The sequence below is a fragment of the Colwellia sp. BRX8-4 genome (genome assembly GCF_014077345.1).
GTDB lineage: Bacteria > Pseudomonadota > Gammaproteobacteria > Enterobacterales > Alteromonadaceae > Colwellia_A.
The window spans coordinates 18604-38116 of sequence record NZ_JACGVS010000012.1 but is presented as its reverse complement, the minus strand read 5'-3'; the positions used below and the strand labels follow the sequence as shown (position 1 = coordinate 38116).

Here is a 19513-nt window from a genome sequence, read left to right as displayed (position 1 = left end):
GTTTTAGTGTTTTCTTATCTGCAGTAAACTATTTTATATCTAAGTATGAGTAAGCTTGGTAGAGCAGTAAAGAACTTTATTACTTGGAGAGGTTTTGCTGGCAGTTGCGAGATGCGAGTTGCATTAATTTATCATTAATGCAACTCATTCTGCTAACAAGAAGGTGAGTTGTAACCTACTTATTAAGTCTTCTTAACGATAATAGAGCAAGTCCTGTAAGTAAAAAGTAAAAAGTACCACCACTGGTGTCTTCCTTTGCTATTACTTCAGCGGCGACATTAATAGTAACAGCGGCTGAACTTGTTTTACCTTGATCATCAGTAACAGTCACGTTAAATATTAGGCTTTCATCTTTACCAACTTTCGGTGCAACAAAAGTAATGGTAGCTGTGTCATAAACAGCAATATCAGCAACTTTACCGCTAGTTTGTGTCCAAACATAGCTAGCAATACTGCCATCACTATCTGCAGCCGTTGCGGTTAGTGTTACGTTAGCAGCTGAAGCAACTGATTGTTCATCACCAGCTGAAACGGTTGGTGCTGCATTAGCATCACCACCATCACTAGCAGCACCACAAGCTGAAGCATAAAGACTATCGACCCATTCAGGGTGATCGATAAAAGGATTACGGTTGCCTTGAAACTCATAGATAGTGTGGTTACGGTTTATTTCAAAGGTATCTATGGGGTCTTGTGAATGCCAGTCAAACAAGGTACACAATTTACCTAGTTTGCCAGTACCATCACTTAATTTGCTCGTTGCTGTACCAACAGTATCAACTAAGATTAAATCAGGCATGGTACTTTCTGTACCTGCATCGTAACGTACATCCATATAAAACATCATACGGGCAACATCACCTTTAACGTCATCTCTTGGTTCCCAAGTATCTGCTGTGCTTCTGTTTTCAGGCGCTTCAGTATTAGCGGTACCACCAATATCAAAATCACGATTACCACGGTCACTATTCATCGATATATCAGTAGGGCGCAAATGATGAATATCGGTATAACCTAATTGGTTAGTCTCTGGAAAACCATGTGATTTAGCCCATGTATGCTCTCGATTCCAAAAATCCTGGTTACTTGAAGCAGAACCACTACCGTTATCTGCTTTGGCAATTGAACGTCCAGAATAGAGTAAAATTATGTTATCAGCATTTGTAGCATCTTCATCGGTACTGGTTAGCGCGGTCCATACTTCTGAGTAGGTTAGCTGTTTATGATTAACACTGATGTCCGCTGTGATTGCTGCACGTAAATCGGCGGTTTCTGCAGCGTTTGCTTGGCTATAATAAGTGGCTTCGACATAAGTCGTTCGGTCAGCTATTTTTGCTAAATCAGGGCAGTTTGTACAAATTCCTGTAGCAGGTGTTGATCCATCACCAGTAGGCGTTCCAGCAGTAGGTAAAGCTTGTGAACCATCACAAGTTACTTCGCCACTACAGCCTAAACCATCAGCAGTATCTTTAGCAAAAGTAGCCCATTGTGTTGCTGGGTCAAAAGCATCATCAGCAGTGGCATCACCTTCGGTAACCGAGTTTAGGCGACGTAAGGTATGATCTTTTGTTGAAAAATCACCGGTACCCCAATTGCTACCTGGGTCAACACCAAATTGGCCAAAGCTATCAACAATACCGGTATTGTTAATAAGTAAAATAGCATCATCACCATTAAAGTAAGTTACGCTTGTGTCTTCAATACCTTGAGGAGCATCAAATTTAAATAGCTCAGTTGCCGCCTGATTATAAACAACAATACTAGAGCCAGGTACAAGTAAACCTTGCAATAATAGCTCATTTGGTGAATCTGTCTTGCCATTTGCATAAAGCTCTAGTTTATAACCATCTACCGCTAAATCTACATCTGCAGTACCTAAGTTAGATATTTCAATGGCTTTATTACTGCCACCGCCTTCAACATACTCAGTGATAATAACAATGCCTTGGCCAGTGGATGCGCCGCCTTCAGTCGGTAAGGGTTGATTGCCATCACAGGCTGCTATACCAGAACATCCTAAACCGTCTGAGGTGTCTTTTGGAAAGGTTGCCCATTGTGTCGCGGGGTCAAAAGCATCGTCAGAGGTAGTATCACCTTCAGTGACTGATGTTAAGCGGCGTAAAGTATGATCTTTAGTAGAAAAATCACCTTCACCCCAGTTACTGCCTGGGTCTGTTCCTAATTGTCCAAAACTGTCAACAACGCCATTAGCGTTTGAAAGTAATAGGGCATCATCACCATTAAAGTAAGTGGCACTTGAATCTTCAAGGCCTTGAGGAGCATCAAATTTAAATTCGGCAGTGGCATCCTTGTTATAAACAACAATGCTCGAGCCTGGCACTAATACGCCTTGCAATGATATACCGTTAGTTGTTTCTGTTTTACCGTTAGAATAAAGGTCGAGTTTATAACCTTCCGCGGCTAAGTCGACATTTTCGCTGCCAAGATTAGAAATCTCAATGGCTTTATTACTACCTCCACCTTCAATATATTCAGTGATCACAACATTAGCATGACTAGAAAGCACGCTAAGGCCGAGTACCGCTGTTAACATTTGTATTTTCATAATTTTCCTTTAGGTTGTTTGCTCAATGGTATTGAGTCTCTTCGTTAGTATTATTCAGTCATTAATGACCATTAGTGAATCTTAGTTAATTGCCTTCAAGCACCAAAAATAGCTGCTTAGCTATGTCGGTATTAGTTTGATGACGGTTTAAGGCTTTAGCACCATTCCCGGTGGCAAAGACTTGTACGTCAATACCGGTATGGCCACTAGAAGTCCAACCGGTATTAGTTCTTGCATCAATTAATAATTTAATTTGCTCATAGATAGATTTTTCATCGCTGCGATCAATAAACAAATTAGCTTCTTGGTCGGTAATAATAAAGCCGAGTGCGTCTGTTAATTGCTGAGCAGAAATAGCTGTGTTTTGAAGCGCTAATTTTGTTGCAATACTTTTAGGTGATACGGATAGGTTTTTTAAAAATTCAGGCTGCCAGCGATAATCGCCTTTAGCACCAAGGGTTAAGCCACCAGTACTATGATCTGCCGTGGCAACTAATAAGGTATCATGACGATTTTCTACATAGTTCTTCAACCAAGTAAGTGTTTCGGCTAAATCTTGCATTTCAGCCATAGCAGCAGCAATATCATTACTATGACCCGCCCAGTCTATTTGACTTGCTTCAACAAGTAGTACATAACCTTGATTATTTTCTAAATGTCGTACACCAGCTTTAGCCATTGCCAGTAGATGGTTTTCATTTTTATTGTCAAGTGTCCAAGGTAGTCCGACTTCAGCAAATAAACCCAATACCGATTGTTGTTTATTAAGCGAAGTAAGTTTTGATAAGTCATCAATATATTGAAAACCTGCCTGCTTGAATTCGCTGACTAAGTCTCTGTCTGGGCGAATAAAATATTTGCTACCACCGCCGAGCATTAAATCAGCCTTAAAGTGACCATTAATTTTTTCGTCAAAGTAACTGTCGGCGATTTCATTATAATTTTTGCGACTTTCATTGTGAGAAAAATAAGCAGCAGGAGTTGCATGGTTGATTTGGGAGGTAACCACTAAGCCCGTTTTCTTGCCTAATTGTTTTGCTCGCTCCATTAGCGTTAATAATGGTTTTTTATTTACATCAACGCCAATCGCACCATTATAGGTTTTATAACCGGTAGATAATGCAGTAGCGGCTGCGGCAGAATCGGTAACGTAACCTTGGCTATTAACCGGATAAGTACTGGCCATGCCTGTTAGCAGTTCATCAAAAATAGTTGTTTCTACCCGTGGCGTATTTATATTATCCATATAATAACGATAACCCGTGGTATAAGCGGGTCCCATTCCATCGCCAATAACCATGATAATATTTTTAGCCTGCTTATCTTTGGCTGTTAAAGTTAAATCAGCCCAAACCAAACGATGATCAGATGAAGCGGAGCGGGTTTCAATTAAGCGATAGAGTGGGCTGTCTTTCTTTGGCCAAAAAACACCATTATTTTGTAAGTTAATGCCAAGGCGAGAAGGTAAAACATAGTCTGCTTGCATACCCCAACCAGCGGTATGATTAGCAGCAAAAGGGCTGTTACTGTTTTTTATCCCTGCGACACTAGCAGGTGTCATATCATTGTTAATATAAGGACTAGCTAAAAGGTTACTAATACCTTCTTTGCGGGCAGCACCTTCATCTTTAGAGGCGTTTTGATCACCCAAAATAACAAAGCGGCTATCTAATGTTAAGCCACCTTTACCACCTTGGTCATCGTAAATATAATTGCCTTTGTTGGGGGTAATATAGTCTTGCCAAAAGCGTATTTCGTCATGGTTTCTAGCGCCATTACGGTCTTCTTCACCGTCGAAAACCGGTGGTGTAGGGTGGCTTGCTAGTATATGAACAAGTTTACCTTGGACATTAATCGGAATATCCCAGTGCGATTTAGACGATAAACGCAGCATTTGCCATTCTTGTTCGTTATACCAGTGTTCTTTCGTACTTGGATTGATTGGCACTATGGCATTGGGCATATCTTTCCAAAGGAAATGTTGGAAAGTTCTAATATTATCCTCAACAATTGGATATTTAGATAGCACCAACATACCAAAATGACCTGGGAAGTGGCCATAACCTTGAGCGTCGCCAAGGTTATTAGTTTTTTTACCGTTATTGTCCAAATCAAAAGGTGTGCTTACACCGGTATTTACCGGTGCAAAATAATAATAAGGGTAATCAATGGCGGCTGTTCCCTGTTGTGATTTACCTAAATATTGCTTTAAAAATATTTCAACGCCTTGTTTTGGATCGGCAATATAGTCAAATTCATTAAGGAGAATAATATCAGGGCGGTTACGTTGAATAATTTCAGCAATATTCTTAATTTGTTGACGATCGTCTTTAAGAGCAGCGATAAGTTCAACACCTGACCCTATTTTATTGTTAGGTAGGTAATTAGTTGCGTCCATGCTGACATTAAATGTTGCTACTCTAATGTGAGGTTGTTGGTCTATTGCAGGTTGAATAACGGATGCTTGAGTGACAAAAACAGCTAATAAAAGCGGTAAAGCTAGCTGAATAAAATTAATTTTCAGCGGTTTATAGGTCTTTTTATGTTTAATTTTAGTCAGTAATTGTATTTTAAATTTCATATATTTATCACAATTTCATGTACTTATATTAGTAGGTGAATAAGTCATTAATCAAACATAACTTGTCACTTGTGTCAGGTTATGTTTAGAATGTAAAATAAATTAACCATATGGTCAAGTTTTCTTTGTCCATGAGTATAAACAGATAAAATGTTAAGGAATAGTAGAATGTTTAGAGATATTCCCTTTATTGATTTACACCGCCATTTAGACGGCAATATAAGAGCAAAAACAATTCTGGCATTAGGACAACAGCATGGTATCGAATTACCCGCAGATAATTTGACTGATTTATTACAGCATGTACAAATTCAAGGTAAAGAAAGTAACTTAGTCTCTTTTTTACAAAAACTTGATTATGGCGTTAGCGTGTTAGCTAATTTAGAGGCATGTAAACGTATCGCTTATGAAAACGTTGAAGACGCTTTTTTGCAAGGGCTTGATTATGCTGAATTAAGATTCTCTCCTTATTATATGGCTATGGAACATAAGCTCAATGTCACCGACGTGGTTGCTGCAGTGGTCGACGGCGTAAAGTTAGCGCAAAAAGATTTTCCTGTCCAAATTAACCTTATTGGTATTTTAAGTCGTACCTTTAGTGTTAATGCCTGTTTTGAGGAGTTACATGCCTTACTTGCACACAAAAATGAACTTGTCGCGGTCGATTTGGCTGGAGATGAGTTAGGCAAGCCAGGCCAACTCTTTGTTGAACACTTTGCTTTGGTTAATAAAGCCGGCTTACAGGTGACTATTCATGCCGGTGAAGCGGATGGAGCATCGAGTATCTATCAGGCTATCAATGAATTACATGCAACCCGCATTGGCCATGGTACTCACGCTGTGGGTGATGAAAAATTAATGGATTATATGTATCAGCATAATATCGCCATTGAATCATGTTTAACGTCAAATTATCAAACAGGGACAGTCAAAAATATCAGTCAGCATCCCGTTAAAACATTTCTTGATAGAGGTTTACTTGTTTGCCTCAACAGTGACGATCCTGCTGTGCAGGGGTGTGACATAAAATATGAATATCAGCATGCGGCACTTGAAGCGGGGCTTAGTCAAGCGCAGTGTCGTACATTACAAGATAACGCGTTAAAAATGGCTTTCTTATCTGACCATGAAAAGCGAGTCTTAAGACAGACAGCAATGAAGAGGGGTTGAGAAGTGTCATAACATAAACGCTAATATTACTGTGTTTATTTGTTGGAGTTGGCTGTGCTAAAGCCTTTAGCAATCTAACTTTGACCAACTAGGTATGACTTAGCGCAGATAGTGCAGCAGCCTTACTAACAATCATAAGTAGTTGATATAGTGATTTAAGTTATCTTAATTGCCGTCAATAGCACTATAAAAATTAATTTTTTTTGGTAAATAACAGCAATACATTAAAGTTTTAACCTCGTTGTTATGACCTGTCTATAGATTCAATTTATCAACTAAATTGCTAGTGGGATCATCATTAATATTATCGATAATTATTGCTGTTGTAGTATCCGAGTAATTGGTGGTTATTCGATAATATCCTATTGACCTAAGTAGAATCTTAGTTTAGATTAAAAACCTGACTATATAGTCAGGTTTTTAATATCAATACTCAAAATAAATAAAATGCTGTATTTGGTCTTAGTCTCCATTGTCATCAAAATAATAATAAAATCAAAATAACAGGGAATAACATGGATACGAATATACTACGCAGCATTTTGGGGATTTTTGTCCTTTTAGCTATTGCCTATTTCGCCTCGTCAGATAGAAAGAACATTAATTGGCGAACGATTATTGGTGCACTAGTGTTACAAATATCTCTGGGTGCTTTTGTTTTATATATCCCCGCAGGTAAAGATATCTTGTTGAGTGTTGCTAGCGGTGTATCTAATGTTATTGGCTATGCCAATGACGGTATTAGCTTTATATTTGGCGAACAAATAGGTGAAAAAAGCTTAGGCTTTATGTTCGCTTTCCATGTCTTACCCGTCATCGTCTTTTTCTCGGCGTTGATTGCCGTGCTTTATTATATTGGTGTAATGGAGTTGGTGATTAAGTTTATTGGTGGTGGTTTACAAAAACTTCTTAAAACCAGTCAAGCAGAATCTATGTCAGCGACCGCAAATATTTTTGTTGGTCAAACCGAAGCGCCTTTAGTGATAAAACCTTTTTTGCCTAAGATGACCCGCTCTGAACTTTTTGCGGTAATGGTGGGTGGCTTAGCATCGGTAGCAGGCTCGGTAGTCGCCGGTTACGCTGGTATTGGTATTGATTTAAAATACCTCATCGCTGCTAGCTTTATGGCTGCCCCTGGCGGCTTGTTGATGGCAAAAATGTTAGTGCCTGAAACTGAACAGCCGAACGACAATTTAGACGATATGAAAAGCGATGTTAAAGAGGCCGTTAATGTTATTGATGCAGCGGCCACCGGAGCATCTAATGGCATGATGCTCGCGCTAAATGTTGGTGCTATGTTATTAGCATTTGTTGCTCTACTGGCGATGGTAAACGGTTTGCTAGGTGGCTTTGGAGAATGGTTCGGCCTACAAAACCTAAGCTTACAACTGATTTTAGGTTATATTTTTCAACCGGTCGCTTATCTTATTGGGATCCCTTGGCATGAAGCAAACATGGCTGGGAGTTTCCTTGGTCAAAAAATTATCATCAATGAATTCGTCGCCTATCTAGATTTTATTACTGTTGCTGATCAATTAAGTGCCAGAACCCAAGCCATTATTACCTTTGCACTTTGTGGTTTTGCTAACTTATCTTCCGTGGCTATTTTATTAGGCGGCATGGGTAACATGGCACCTTCTCGTCGGCCCGATATTGCTAAGCTTGGCATGAAAGCGGTTCTCGCTGGGGCTATGGCTAACCTGATGAGCGCAACTATTGCGGGAATTTTTATCTAATTTACCTCATTAATTTAAACGAATAAACAAACGAATAAACAGAAACTTTTTAACAGGAATTATTATGCAAGCACAACTATCTCAACTAGAACAATTAAAAACCATGACAACAGTCGTTGCTGATACGGGGGATATTGAAGCCATAGCAAAATTTTCACCAATGGATGCGACGACTAATCCTTCATTATTATTAAAAGCTGCTGCTATACCTGCTTATCAAAACTTACTGACAGAAGCTGTTAATTGGGCAAAAAGTCAGACTAAAGACAAGGCCATTGAAGTCAGTCTTGCGGCTGATAAATTATCAGTATTAATTGGCTTAGAAATTTTAGCGATTGTACCCGGTCGTATTTCTACTGAAGTTGATGCACGTTTATCTTTTGATAAAGAAGCAAGTATTGTTAAGGCTCGTCAACTTATCGCTATGTATCAAGAAGCCGGTGTTGGTAAAGAACGTATTTTGATAAAAATGGCGTCAACTTGGGAAGGTATTCAAGCGGCTAAACAACTTGAGCAAGAGGGGATTCAATGTAATTTAACCTTGTTATTTAGTTTTGCTCAAGCAAAAGCTTGTGCTGAAGCACAAGTGTATTTAATTTCACCCTTTGTTGGTCGAATTCTTGATTGGCACAAAAAAGATACTGGTCGTGATAGCTACTTAGCCAATGAAGATCCTGGGGTCATTTCTGTTACAGAAATTTTTAATTATTACAAACAGCATGACTACAATACTGTGGTGATGGGCGCAAGTTTTCGTAATATCGATGAAGTTATCGCCCTTGCTGGCTGTGACAGATTAACGATCAGTCCACCATTAATGAGTGAATTATCAGATAATTATCAAGGTATAACGCAGCAATTAATGCCTGCAACTCGTGTTCAAGATAAACCCGTAGCATTAACTGAAGCTGAGTTTCGCTGGGAAATGAATCAAGATGCGATGGCAACAGAAAAACTAGCAGAAGGTATTCGTAACTTTGCCATTGACCAGTGCAAGCTCGAAGTACAACTAAGCCAATTATTTTAAGATAACTTTAGGAAACCTTTCATGCTAATGGATACTTTTAACGACACTTTAGGACAACACTCATGTTAATGGATACTTTTAACGATAAGTGGCGAGAACTTCAACAACACTTGCTTGAGATAAAAAGTAGCCATTTGCGTGACTTGTTTGCCAGTGATCCACTACGAGCAGAAAATTTATCGGTTAGTGCTTGTCGCTTAAATTTAGATTATTCAAAAAATCGTATTACTGAGAAAACGCGCACTTTGTTAATCGAGTTAGCCGAATCAGCGCAATTAGCTGAAAAGAGAGAGGCGATGTTCGCTGGTGCGCCGATTAATAATACTGAGAACAGATCGGTATTACACACAGCTTTGCGACAACAAGACAGTACACCCGTACTTGTTGATGGTGTTGATATTATACCTCAAATCAAAGCGGTGCGTCTTAAGGTAGAAGCAGTCGTTAACCAAGTGCGTGACAAGAAATGGTTAGGTTATAGTGGTAAATCTATTACAGATGTCTTAAATCTAGGTATTGGTGGCTCTTTCTTGGGGCCTAAAATAGTGACCACTGCATTAAAGCCTTATGTTGAAGGTGGGCCTAAACAGCATTTTGTGGCCAATATAGATGGAAATCATCTACATGATGTTTTAACTCATTTAAACCCTGAAACAACCTTGGTGTTGATCGCATCAAAGTCTTTTAATACTCAGGAAACTCTGACGAATGCCGAGTCTACTCGCCAATGGTTTTATGACTATGGTGTTACGTTTGAGCAGCTAAACCGACACTTTATTGCCATATCATCAAATGTAACTAAAGCGGTCGAATTTGGTATTAATGGTGACAATGTTTTTCCGATGTGGGATTGGGTTGGGGGACGATATTCATTATGGTCAGCTATTGGCATGCCTATTGCGATGGCAATAGGTAATCAAGGATTTACTGAATTACTAAAAGGTGCTGCCGATCTTGATAAGCATTTTAAAGAGGCACCGCTTGAGCAAAACTTACCGGTACTCATGGGGATGTTAGGGGTGTGGAACCATAACTTTTTTGGTTGTCAAACTCATGCTTTATTACCATACAGTCATTATTTACGTGGTTTTCCTGCGTATGTACAACAGATGGACATGGAGTCTAACGGTAAAAGCTGCCAGCTTAATAATGAAATTGTCAGCAGTACTACCGGTCCGGTTATTTGGGGCGCAGAAGGCACGAATGGTCAACATGCTTTTCATCAGTTATTACATCAAGGTACGTCAGTAGTACCGGTTGATTTTATTCAGCCATTAGTTGCTGAACATAATATGAACGGTCACCAAGATATGCTCGTTGCCAATTGTTTTGCACAAAGTAAAACGCTAATGCAAGGTAAAACACATCAACAAGCCTATGATGAACTTGTCGCTTCAGGTATGGAAGAAGCATTAGCCAAAGTGATTGCCAAACATAAAGAAATGCCAGGGAATCGACCATCGAATACCTTGACCTTTGACCGATTAACACCTTACCAACTTGGGACGCTAATTGCTTTATATGAGCATAAAGTCTTTGTTCAAGGGGTTATTTGGAACTTAAATTCCTTCGACCAATGGGGTGTCGAGCTTGGGAAAATATTAGGTGATGATATATTATCTCGCATTGGACAGCCTAATAATACTGAACTTTCAGACAGTTCGACAGAATTACTCCTTGCGCAATACCGAGATGCTAATAAATCATTGATGTAACATTAGGCCTTCTTTAAATACTCAATAATAATTAATAACCGAGTAAGACTATGTATCAATAATAGTTTACTCGGTTTTTTTATTTAATCTGTCGATATCAGGCAGTGTTGTTAAATCTGTTGGCAAATTGAAAAGCCAATTTATTGTTAGTAAATACGTTTATCAAGGGACCAACTAGGGTCCTTGAGTTAAGGCTTCAATGATTCAAATTTTAGTTCGTCTAAAAAAGACTGACCATAATCCATTGCGTCTAAGGTAAATAAACTGGCTAAAGTTTGTCCCAAATCGGCAAAACTATTGCGCTGGCCTAAGTTTATCGAATCGATATGATTGTGATAAGCGATAACTGGCACGAATTCACGCGTATGATCATTGCCTGGCCAAGTAGGATCACAACCGTGATCAGCGGTTAATAGCAGTAAGTCATCATCAGCCATTTGATCTAAAAACTCCGCTAAACGCTCATCGAAATATTCTAACGCTTCGCCAAACCCGACAGGGTCACGTCGATGACCAAAGTCTTGATCAAAATTAACTAGATTGGTAAAAATAATACTCTTATCTGCTGCGGTTTTCATATGTGCGAGCGTTGCATCTAATAACGCAGGTAGTCCGGTTGCTTTGGTTTTGATACTAATACCCTGATGCGCAAAAATATCGGCAATTTTACCGACACTTATCACCGTACCATCGGCTTGCGTTAATTTTTCTAATACGGTGGTCGCTGGAGGTAATACTGAATAATCTCTGCGATTACCTGTTCGCTCAAAATCGGCAGGAATCTCACCAATAAAAGGGCGAGCGATCACACGTCCTATATTTAACGGATCGAGTATTACCCGCACTTGTTGACAATATTTATAAAGATTATCTAAGCCAAAGTGTTGTTCATGGGCGGCAACTTGGAAAACACTGTCGCCTGAGGTGTAACAAATAGGTAAACCTGTTTTTATATGTTGTTCGCCTAAATTAGCGATAATATCGGTACCAGAGGCATGGCAATTTCCTAACATATCAGCATAACCTGTGGCTTGGTTTATTTGTGCCATGAGCTCTGCTGAGAAGCTATTTTTCTTATCAGTAAAGTAAGTCCAATCAAATAAAACCGGCACTCCTGCCATTTCCCAGTGACCACTAGGGGTATCCTTACCAGTACTTATTTCAGCAGCGTAACCATAAGCCCCTTTCGTTGGCTTAACGGGTTCAACACAAAGCGTGCGACCTGACGCTTGTTGACAAGCCTTAACTAAGCCCAGTTTACTTAAATGAGGAAGCTTTAAAGGGCGTCCTTTAATTTCTTGAAATTTTTCAGCTAAATTTGCAAAGGTGTTGGCGTTAACATCACCAAAAGCTTCTGCATCAGGGGCATGACCTAAGCCAAAACCGTCAATGACCAAAATAATTGCTCTCGACATAATTGTTCTCATTTTATAAATTTATTTAAAGCAGGGGATAAAAAGTTAAGGCGACTTTACAGTCGCCTTAATAATGGATTCATCTCAGTTGAGTATCAATAATTAGGTAATGAGTTGATGTATCACAGGTTCAACAATAACTGGCGCTACTGAAATTTCAACCGCACTTAAGTATTGTTTAATCGCTTGAGTTGCTTGAGCGTCATCTTTGGCATGAACAATAGCAATGATGTCACCTTCAGCGACTTTCGTGCCTTTTGGTTTAATATCACTAAAGCCGACACTGTAATCTAAGCTTTGATTATGGTCGACACGACCACCACCCATTTCTACTAATGCCATACCTATAGCACGAGTATCCATAATGCCAATGTAACCAGCTTTTGAGGCAACGATGTTTTTAGTCATATTAGCTTTAGGCAGTAAACTTTCACTGTGGGTTAATAAATTAGCTGGGCCACCCATCGCGGTGATCATTTTGCCAAATATTACAGCGGCTTTACCTGATGTTAATGCTTCTTCGGCTAACGTTGTTGCTTGTTCAATATCACGGGCTATTTTACTGGTTAATAACATTCGAGCAGCAAGGGCTATGGTGACTTCATGCAACCTTGGCTCACGATATTTTCCAGTCAAATAGTCAATAGTTTCTTGTATTTCAAGTGCATTACCCACTGTGGTACCTAGCGGCTGATTCATATCAGTGATTAATGCTTGTGTCGGTGTTCCTGCGCCATTGGCGACTGAGACAATTGAATGAGCTAATGCTTGAGCTGATTCAATATCGGCCATCATCGCGCCATTGCCTACTTTTACATCCATGACTAAAGACTCGAGGCCAGCTGCTAATTTTTTTGATAAAATAGAAGCAGTGATCAATGGGATGGATTCTACTGTGCTCGTTACGTCACGAATTGAATAAAGACGTTTGTCGGCTGGTGCTAAATCTTTGGTTTGTGAAATAATTGCTGTGCCTTGCTCTTTAACTGTTGCTTGGAACTCTGCAAGGCTAGGGCGAACATTAAAACCAGGGATGGCCTCTAATTTATCAACCGTACCACCAGTATGACCTAAACCTTGTCCTGCAATCATTGGCACATTAGCCCCACATGCCGCGACTATTGGTGCTAGCATTAAGCTTACTTTATCACCAACACCACCCGTTGAATGTTTATCTACAATGGGTTTGTTTAATTTATTATGCCAATCAACAACCGTACCCGAGTCACGCATAGCCATGGTTAGATTAACAACTTCATCGGTTGTCATGCCATTAAGCCAAATAGCCATAGCCATAGAGCCAACTTGTGCATCGGTGAAATCACCTGTTTTAAGACCGTCAACAAAGCATTGAATTTCATCTACAGTTAAAGCTTGTTTATTACGTTTTTGACGAATGATATTTTGAGGTAAGTGCATAGTGATCCCTTTAGATAATAATTGAGTTGAAAAGCATTAGGTAACAATTATGTAAACGTCCATGCTTTTTAATTTGTTAATTGGTTGCTAATAGCATAGCTATGTATTGCTTTTATTTAGTATTATAGTTGAGCCATAACTAGCTGTTTAATACATTTAATAGCCATATATTGTGTTTTCCTGACTCATGTGTCAAGATCTAATCGTGTTTTTCTGACCAATTGGTCAGATTATTATACTATGCCCGTTGTTTTACTAAAAGAGTATTGTCATGTCCCTGTTAGAAGCCTTTGGTTATGTTGCAAGTGTGCTAATTGCCTTATCGTTAATGATGTCTAATATCAAACGATTGCGTTGGATAAATTTATTTGGTGCTGCTGCCTTTAGTGTTTACGGGTACTTTATTGATGCCTACCCTGTTTTTATTTTAAACGGTTGGATAGCTTTGGTTGATGTATACTATTTAATCCGTATTTATCAAGAAAAAGATCAATTTGATTTAATTAAATTAAAATCAGTGGAATCATCTTTTTTCAACTTGTTAAAGGAACGTTACGGTAAAGATATCATTGGCTTATGTAAAAACTTTCAGTGGCAGCAACTTGATGATGCCGTGGTATTGTTATTGTTTAGGAACATGAAACCCGTAGGATTATTTGCTTATCGGGAGTTAGATGAGGACGGTAAGGTTGAAGTGCTACTCGACTATATCATTCCCGAAGACCGAGATTTTAAAGCAGCCAAATTTATGTTCTCTGCTGAACAAAATCAACTAAGACAAGAAGGTATTAAACATTTAATCGTCGAGCCATCAGATGATGCTCATGAACTTTACTTGAGACGGGTTGGCTTTACCAAAAAGGCTGATCATTACGAATTATTAATAAATTGAGTGTACTGAAGACTGCAAGCAGATAAATACCGGGTTTAAAAGGGCAAGCAATAAAATCCCGCCATCACCTTAAATGAAGTGGCGGGGTCTTCGCTATTAGCGCGTTAGTTCTTTTTTGAATCTTCTAAATCTTTAATCTGCACGGCTATTTTTTCTGCTTCAGCAGTGATCATCGAATATGACTTTATATCTCCATTTCTTTGCGAAAACATCGCTTGTTCAAGCTTAGCTTCATAGAGTTTATTTAATTTTTTTATCGGGTCTTTTTTAAATATTCCAAACATTTTATTTACCATTGAGTTGGTTACTGTTAGTTATACGTATACAAATCGATTTTAGTTTTTATTATTTACATTTTAATTAAAAACTTATTGTATCGTGCTACGTGTTGCAAAAATTTATTCTCATTATAAGAGGGAAAAATGGAAAAAAATAAATTCAGCTCAGAATGGTCCTTACTCCAAAATCAGTTTGACAGCTATGAGAAACATTCGCTTTATATAAAACTTATTGCCGTAATCGTTTTACTAATAGCCATTATATCGAATGTAATCACGATTCCTATCTTTTTAATCTTAGTCGTTTTATGGCTTCAAGATGCTGTTTGGAAGACATTTCAATCACGTATTGAGACACGGCTTTTACAGCTGGAAAAATATATTTCAGCCGACAGTAGTGAAAATGTATGTCAATTTAACTCTGAATATCATAAAGTTAGCTTATCAGGTCTTGCCTTAATTAAAGAATATGCCTGTCAATCAATTAGGCCTACTGTTGCATTTCCTCATGTAGTATTGATATTCATCTTATGGGTTCAGCATGTGTTGTAGTGAGTTAGCTTATATTGATAAATCACTTATGACTTTAGATAACTATTGTTTTATTCGCGCTAAAATCGCGTTATTTTTTGGATAATTATTATGAACTTAGACAAATCGACTAAACGTATTGATAAAAGAGTTAAGAAAGGATTTCAAGGCTACCCACAAATTTCATTAGCTTATTTTGGTCAGTCAGCTGATTGTGCTACTGAAGTTGTGGTTGGTTTTATTGCCGCTGAAGGTGATGCTCCACAAGAGCAAAAATTTACCAGTAAAGGTGATGCGAGAAAAGATGAAACTATTCAAACAACACTATTAAAAGTTATTGAACGTGCTGATGCAAAAACAGTGGTAGAAGTTGCGGGTGTTACCCTTATTAAATAATATTGCTGGCTAATTACTGTCTGTTAATAGGTCAGTGAATATTGAGTTTAAAAATTAAAGATGACCATAATTTATAGATTTTCTGACGACTATATAAAGCAAGTTCACCAGCTTTATAAAAGTGTATGGTGGGGTAAAGAACGCTCACTCGAAGACACTCAAAATTGTATTCGTGGTTCTCAAATTTGTATTGGTATTCTCGATGTAGACAATGAGCTCATTGGTTTTACGCGAATTCTAAGCGACTTTATCTATAAAGCAATCATCTTTGATGTGATTGTAAGCGCCTCTCATCGCGGTAATGGTATCGGTCAGCAATTGATGAGCCTGGTTAAAAACCATGATAAATTAGTCAAAGTAAAACATTTTGAATTATATTGCTTACCTGAACTGGAGAGCTTTTATAAAAATCTTGGTTTTTCAACGGATGTCGGTGGTATAAAATTAATGCGCTGCAGCAACCGTTAATTTTTATATAAAAGCCTAGCCATGCTTTAGTTGAACTACGGGCAATGCTATTAAGCTATTATTTCTAAAAAAGATCGACTTAGCCTGTTGATTTATTATTACAGATAGGATTTAATCCACATGTCGGTTATTAGAATAAATACTCAAATTGTATGTTTTTAATAATCAACCAGAAGAGGAGCAGTAGCTAGGTAGATAACACGAAGAACCACCATTCTTTTGACTGTTATTGAGGGAGACTATTGCCGAGAGTAATTAGCGAGTGGCGTTATTTATTCGGTTACTAGGGCTGAATCCCTAGGATTGTCACCTCTAGTTAGTATGTTAAGTGCTAATTAGATTATGGTGGAGAGCTTCTGGCTGAAAAGTTTAGTTTATCTTACCAAGAACACTTCTTAATTCAGCCATGCTCTTCCTTGAAGTTTATAAAGTTACCCTATAATTATTACTGGGGGCTTAATTAGGGAGACCTTAGATGTCATTATTACCTTTTACTGTTGCAAAATTTGGCGGCACAAGTCTAGCTGATCATCAAGCGATGTTACGATGCGCTCAGATCATTAAAAACGATGCAAGTAACAAAGTTGTTGTCGTATCTGCAAGTTCAGGCGTTACTAATTTACTGGTTCGTTTAAGTCAAAAAGATGTATCTCAGCATGAACAATTAACAATCATTAGCAGTATTCGCGCTATCCAATTTAATATTACCCAACATTTAGCTGAAGAAACACAGCTAAACTTTCAAATTGATCAACTGCTAAATGAGTTAAGCGAGTTCTCTAACGCGCAATCACTTAATTATTGCCCACGCATAGCCGATGCAATTTTGTCATTTGGTGAACAAATGAGTTCATGTATCTTTGCACAAGTCCTTAAATCTGTTGGTGTTAATGGCGAAATGTTTGATGTTCGCCAAGTCATGAAAACCAACGCATTATACGGTAAAGCCGTTGTTAACCTTGAGATGCTCGCTAAGAACGCACAGCAATTTCTTATGCCTTTGCTGGTTGATAAAGTTATCGTTACCCAAGGTTTCATTGGTCAAGATGAGGACGGTCATACGACAACCCTAGGCCGTGGCGGATCTGATTACAGTGCCGCGCTTTTAGCCGAAGCGTTACATGCCGATAATCTTTCTATTTGGACTGATGTTGTCGGTATTTTTACCACAGACCCACGTATTACCGAGCATGCCCGTGCTATTAAAGAAATCAGTTTTGGCGAAGCGGCTGAAATGGCGACCTTTGGCGCAAAAATTCTTCATCCGGCAACACTCATTCCTGCGATGAGAAAGAATATTCCGGTTTTTGTTGGTTCAAGTAAGGAACCAGAGAAGGGGGGTACACGCATTCAACAGTTTGTTGAATCGAGCCCAATATACCGCTCAATAGCCTTACGTAGAGAGCAAACATTAGTAACGGTAAAGAGTCCTGCTATGCTACATGCTAGTGGTTTTCTTGCACAAGTCTTTGGTATTTTAGCCAAACATGAACTGAGTGTTGATTTAATTACCACCAGTGAAATCAGTATTGCGCTAACCTTCGATAACCCTACGGGTTCGACGCAAGCGCTTTTAAACTCAACCGTTGTTGAAGAATTAGAACAGCTTTGTGAAGTGACCGTAGAGCACGGTTTATCGTTAATAGCGGTTATAGGAAATAAAATGCATCGCAGTAATGGCGTTGGTACCAGTATTTTTGAAACTATCTCAGGGATAAACGTGCGGATGATTTGTCATGGCGCCAGTGAACATAACTTATGTTTCTTAGTCGACGAGAAACAAGCAAATGAAACCGTTGAAAAGCTACACAATGCCTTATTTTCATAAGCTTTAAGCGTATTATTTCTTTGGTCAGTACAGAAAAAAGATAAAACACCTTGCCGTGTTTTATCTTTTATTTATCACGATTCGTAACTTAACGGATCGGTAACATTATTATCACTGAAAGCTTCTAAACGCTCTTGGCAGGCACCACATTTTCCACAGGCTTTTTCACGGCCGTTATAACACGTCCAAGTATTATCATAGCTTAAGCCCATTTTTAATCCATCGGTTAAAATATCACTTTTAGTAACCGTTAAATAAGGGCTAAATATTTCTACTGACTCGTAGTTAGCTATTTTACACACCTCATTCATTTTCATTACAAATTCGGGACGACAATCAGGATATATTGCATGGTCTCCTGAATGTGCGCCGTAATAAACTTGGCTAGCCCCCACTGAAACGGCATAACCGACCGCAAGTGATAACAAAATCATGTTACGGTTAGGTACAACCGTTGATTTCATACTTTCAGCTTCGTAATGACCTTCAGGAATATCAATATTGTCGGTTAATGAAGAACCAGCAAGTAATTGATTAATAGATGATATATCGATAATTTTATGGTTTACATCAAGTGATTGACAAACCGTACTGGCAAATTCAATTTCTTTGACATGACGCTGTCCGTAATCAAAGGTTAATGCGAACACTTCTTTGCCATCATGCAAGGCGCGATTAAGAACAGTGAATGAGTCCATGCCACCAGAATAAATAACAACAACTTTGTTTGTCATTTCTAAAGTCTCTTAGGGTATAATTAATATCGCGCATTTTACTTCAATTTACACCAGCAATAAACAGGCAAAAACCCCGATGACCGTAAAATACAAAATTAATGAATTATTTGAAACTATTCAAGGAGAGGGCGCTTTTACCGGTCAACCTTCAATTTTTATCCGTTTACAAGGTTGCCCCGTTGCTTGCTCGTGGTGTGATACTAAGCATACTTGGGCAATAAACCTTGAAGATGAAGTAACACCGAATGCTATGTTAACAAAAGAAGCTGAATCTCAAACGTGGTCAGCGCTTACGGTTAAAGATATTTTAGCGATGATAACGGCAGAAGGTTATCAAGCCAAACACATTGTTATCACAGGCGGTGAGCCAGCGATGGTTGATTTACTCCCTCTGTGCCAAGCACTTGAAACCAATGGTTTTAGTTGTCAATTAGAAACATCGGGTACTTTTGAAATACAGGTGACGGATAAGTGCTGGGTGACTGTTTCACCCAAAGTAAACATGAAGGGTGGCTACAAAATATTAAACTCAGCGATGTTACGTGCCAATGAAATTAAACATCCAGTGGCGACTGAGCAGCATATAGACGACTTAAAAGCGTTATTAGCCGAACATAATATTGTTAACACCCAAGTTTATTTGCAACCGATCAGCCAAAAAGAACGGGCAACAGCGTTAGCAATAAAAAGCTGTATTGAAAATAATTGGCGTTTATCCGTTCAAGTACATAAATATTTAGGTATAGAGTAAATA

15 protein-coding genes, 2 pseudogenes and 1 riboswitch are annotated in these 19513 nt (G+C 38.6%); of the genes and pseudogenes, 10 read left to right on the top strand and 7 right to left on the bottom strand.

Features of this window, described 5'->3' with window-relative positions; genetic code table 11:
* Positions 1–175: 175 nt before the first annotated feature.
* The 3 genes and pseudogenes from H4J56_RS11390 to H4J56_RS19700 form a co-directional block, all read right to left on the bottom strand.
* Complete coding sequence (locus H4J56_RS11390) at positions 176–2566, bottom strand: endonuclease (RefSeq protein WP_182242626.1); 2391 nt, start codon at positions 2564–2566, stop codon at positions 176–178.
* Between the two features lie 85 nt (positions 2567–2651).
* A pseudogene (locus H4J56_RS19705) lies at positions 2652–3869 on the bottom strand (alkaline phosphatase); the annotation flags it as partial.
* A 33-nt stretch (positions 3870–3902) separates the two neighbouring features.
* Positions 3903–5090: pseudogene (locus H4J56_RS19700) on the bottom strand (endonuclease/exonuclease/phosphatase family protein); the annotation flags it as partial.
* Positions 5091–5315: 225 nt separating this feature from the next.
* Here H4J56_RS19700 and add point away from each other — a divergent pair.
* The 4 genes from add (at position 5316) to pgi (ending at position 10795) form a co-directional block, all read left to right on the top strand.
* Positions 5316–6317 (top strand): adenosine deaminase, encoded by a 1002-nt coding sequence (gene add, locus H4J56_RS11380; RefSeq protein ID WP_182259331.1) that lies wholly within the window; start codon positions 5316–5318, stop codon positions 6315–6317.
* A gap of 515 nt (positions 6318–6832) precedes the next feature.
* The gene (locus tag H4J56_RS11375) at positions 6833–8053 is read left to right on the top strand and encodes a NupC/NupG family nucleoside CNT transporter (protein WP_070376818.1); all 1221 of its coding nucleotides are present in this window, start codon (positions 6833–6835) and stop codon (positions 8051–8053) included.
* A 64-nt stretch (positions 8054–8117) separates the two neighbouring features.
* Positions 8118–9080 (top strand): transaldolase, encoded by a 963-nt coding sequence (tal, locus tag H4J56_RS11370; protein ID WP_070376819.1) that lies wholly within the window; start codon positions 8118–8120, stop codon positions 9078–9080.
* Positions 9081–9142: 62 nt separating this feature from the next.
* Positions 9143–10795: a glucose-6-phosphate isomerase gene (gene pgi / locus H4J56_RS11365; protein WP_182259330.1), complete on the top strand. Its 1653-nt coding sequence runs from the start codon at positions 9143–9145 to the stop codon at positions 10793–10795.
* Positions 10796–10983: 188 nt separating this feature from the next.
* Here the strand turns inward: pgi and H4J56_RS11360 are convergent, their stop codons facing one another.
* A complete protein-coding gene (locus H4J56_RS11360; RefSeq protein WP_182259329.1) occupies positions 10984–12210 on the bottom strand; it encodes a phosphopentomutase in 1227 nt (408 codons plus the stop codon).
* A 102-nt stretch (positions 12211–12312) separates the two neighbouring features.
* Positions 12313–13629: a thymidine phosphorylase gene (gene deoA / locus H4J56_RS11355; RefSeq protein WP_182259328.1), complete on the bottom strand. Its 1317-nt coding sequence runs from the start codon at positions 13627–13629 to the stop codon at positions 12313–12315.
* Positions 13630–13900: 271 nt separating this feature from the next.
* Between deoA and H4J56_RS11350 the strand changes: the two genes are divergently transcribed.
* Positions 13901–14521, top strand: a complete 621-nt coding sequence (locus H4J56_RS11350) for a hypothetical protein (protein WP_070376823.1) — start codon at positions 13901–13903, stop codon at positions 14519–14521.
* 104 nt (positions 14522–14625) lie between these two features.
* On the opposite strand, the gene H4J56_RS11345 is transcribed toward H4J56_RS11350, so the two are convergent.
* Entirely contained in the window at positions 14626–14805 is a 180-nt protein-coding gene (locus tag H4J56_RS11345; protein WP_182172347.1) for a DUF6435 family protein, read from the bottom strand.
* Between the two features lie 138 nt (positions 14806–14943).
* Between H4J56_RS11345 and H4J56_RS11340 the strand changes: the two genes are divergently transcribed.
* From H4J56_RS11340 to lysC, 4 genes are all read left to right on the top strand, one after another.
* Entirely contained in the window at positions 14944–15351 is a 408-nt protein-coding gene (locus H4J56_RS11340; RefSeq protein ID WP_182222408.1) for a hypothetical protein, read from the top strand.
* A gap of 90 nt (positions 15352–15441) precedes the next feature.
* The gene (locus H4J56_RS11335; RefSeq protein ID WP_070376826.1) at positions 15442–15726 is read left to right on the top strand and encodes a hypothetical protein; all 285 of its coding nucleotides are present in this window, start codon (positions 15442–15444) and stop codon (positions 15724–15726) included.
* Positions 15727–15786: 60 nt separating this feature from the next.
* Complete coding sequence (locus H4J56_RS11330; RefSeq protein WP_182259327.1) at positions 15787–16194, top strand: GNAT family N-acetyltransferase; 408 nt, start codon at positions 15787–15789, stop codon at positions 16192–16194.
* Positions 16195–16359: 165 nt separating this feature from the next.
* Positions 16360–16558, top strand: a riboswitch (Lysine riboswitch).
* Between the two features lie 111 nt (positions 16559–16669).
* A complete protein-coding gene (lysC, locus tag H4J56_RS11325) occupies positions 16670–18022 on the top strand; it encodes a lysine-sensitive aspartokinase 3 (RefSeq protein ID WP_182222406.1) in 1353 nt (450 codons plus the stop codon).
* A gap of 74 nt (positions 18023–18096) precedes the next feature.
* Here lysC and queC read toward each other — a convergent pair whose 3' ends face one another.
* Positions 18097–18756 carry a 7-cyano-7-deazaguanine synthase QueC gene (queC, locus tag H4J56_RS11320; RefSeq protein WP_070376829.1) on the bottom strand — a complete coding sequence of 220 codons (660 nt, stop codon included), beginning with the start codon at positions 18754–18756 and terminating at the stop codon, positions 18097–18099.
* A 79-nt stretch (positions 18757–18835) separates the two neighbouring features.
* Here queC and queE point away from each other — a divergent pair, with 79 nt between their 5' ends.
* A complete protein-coding gene (queE, locus tag H4J56_RS11315) occupies positions 18836–19510 on the top strand; it encodes a 7-carboxy-7-deazaguanine synthase QueE (RefSeq protein ID WP_182172356.1) in 675 nt (224 codons plus the stop codon).
* The last annotated feature ends 3 nt before the right edge of the window (positions 19511–19513 follow it).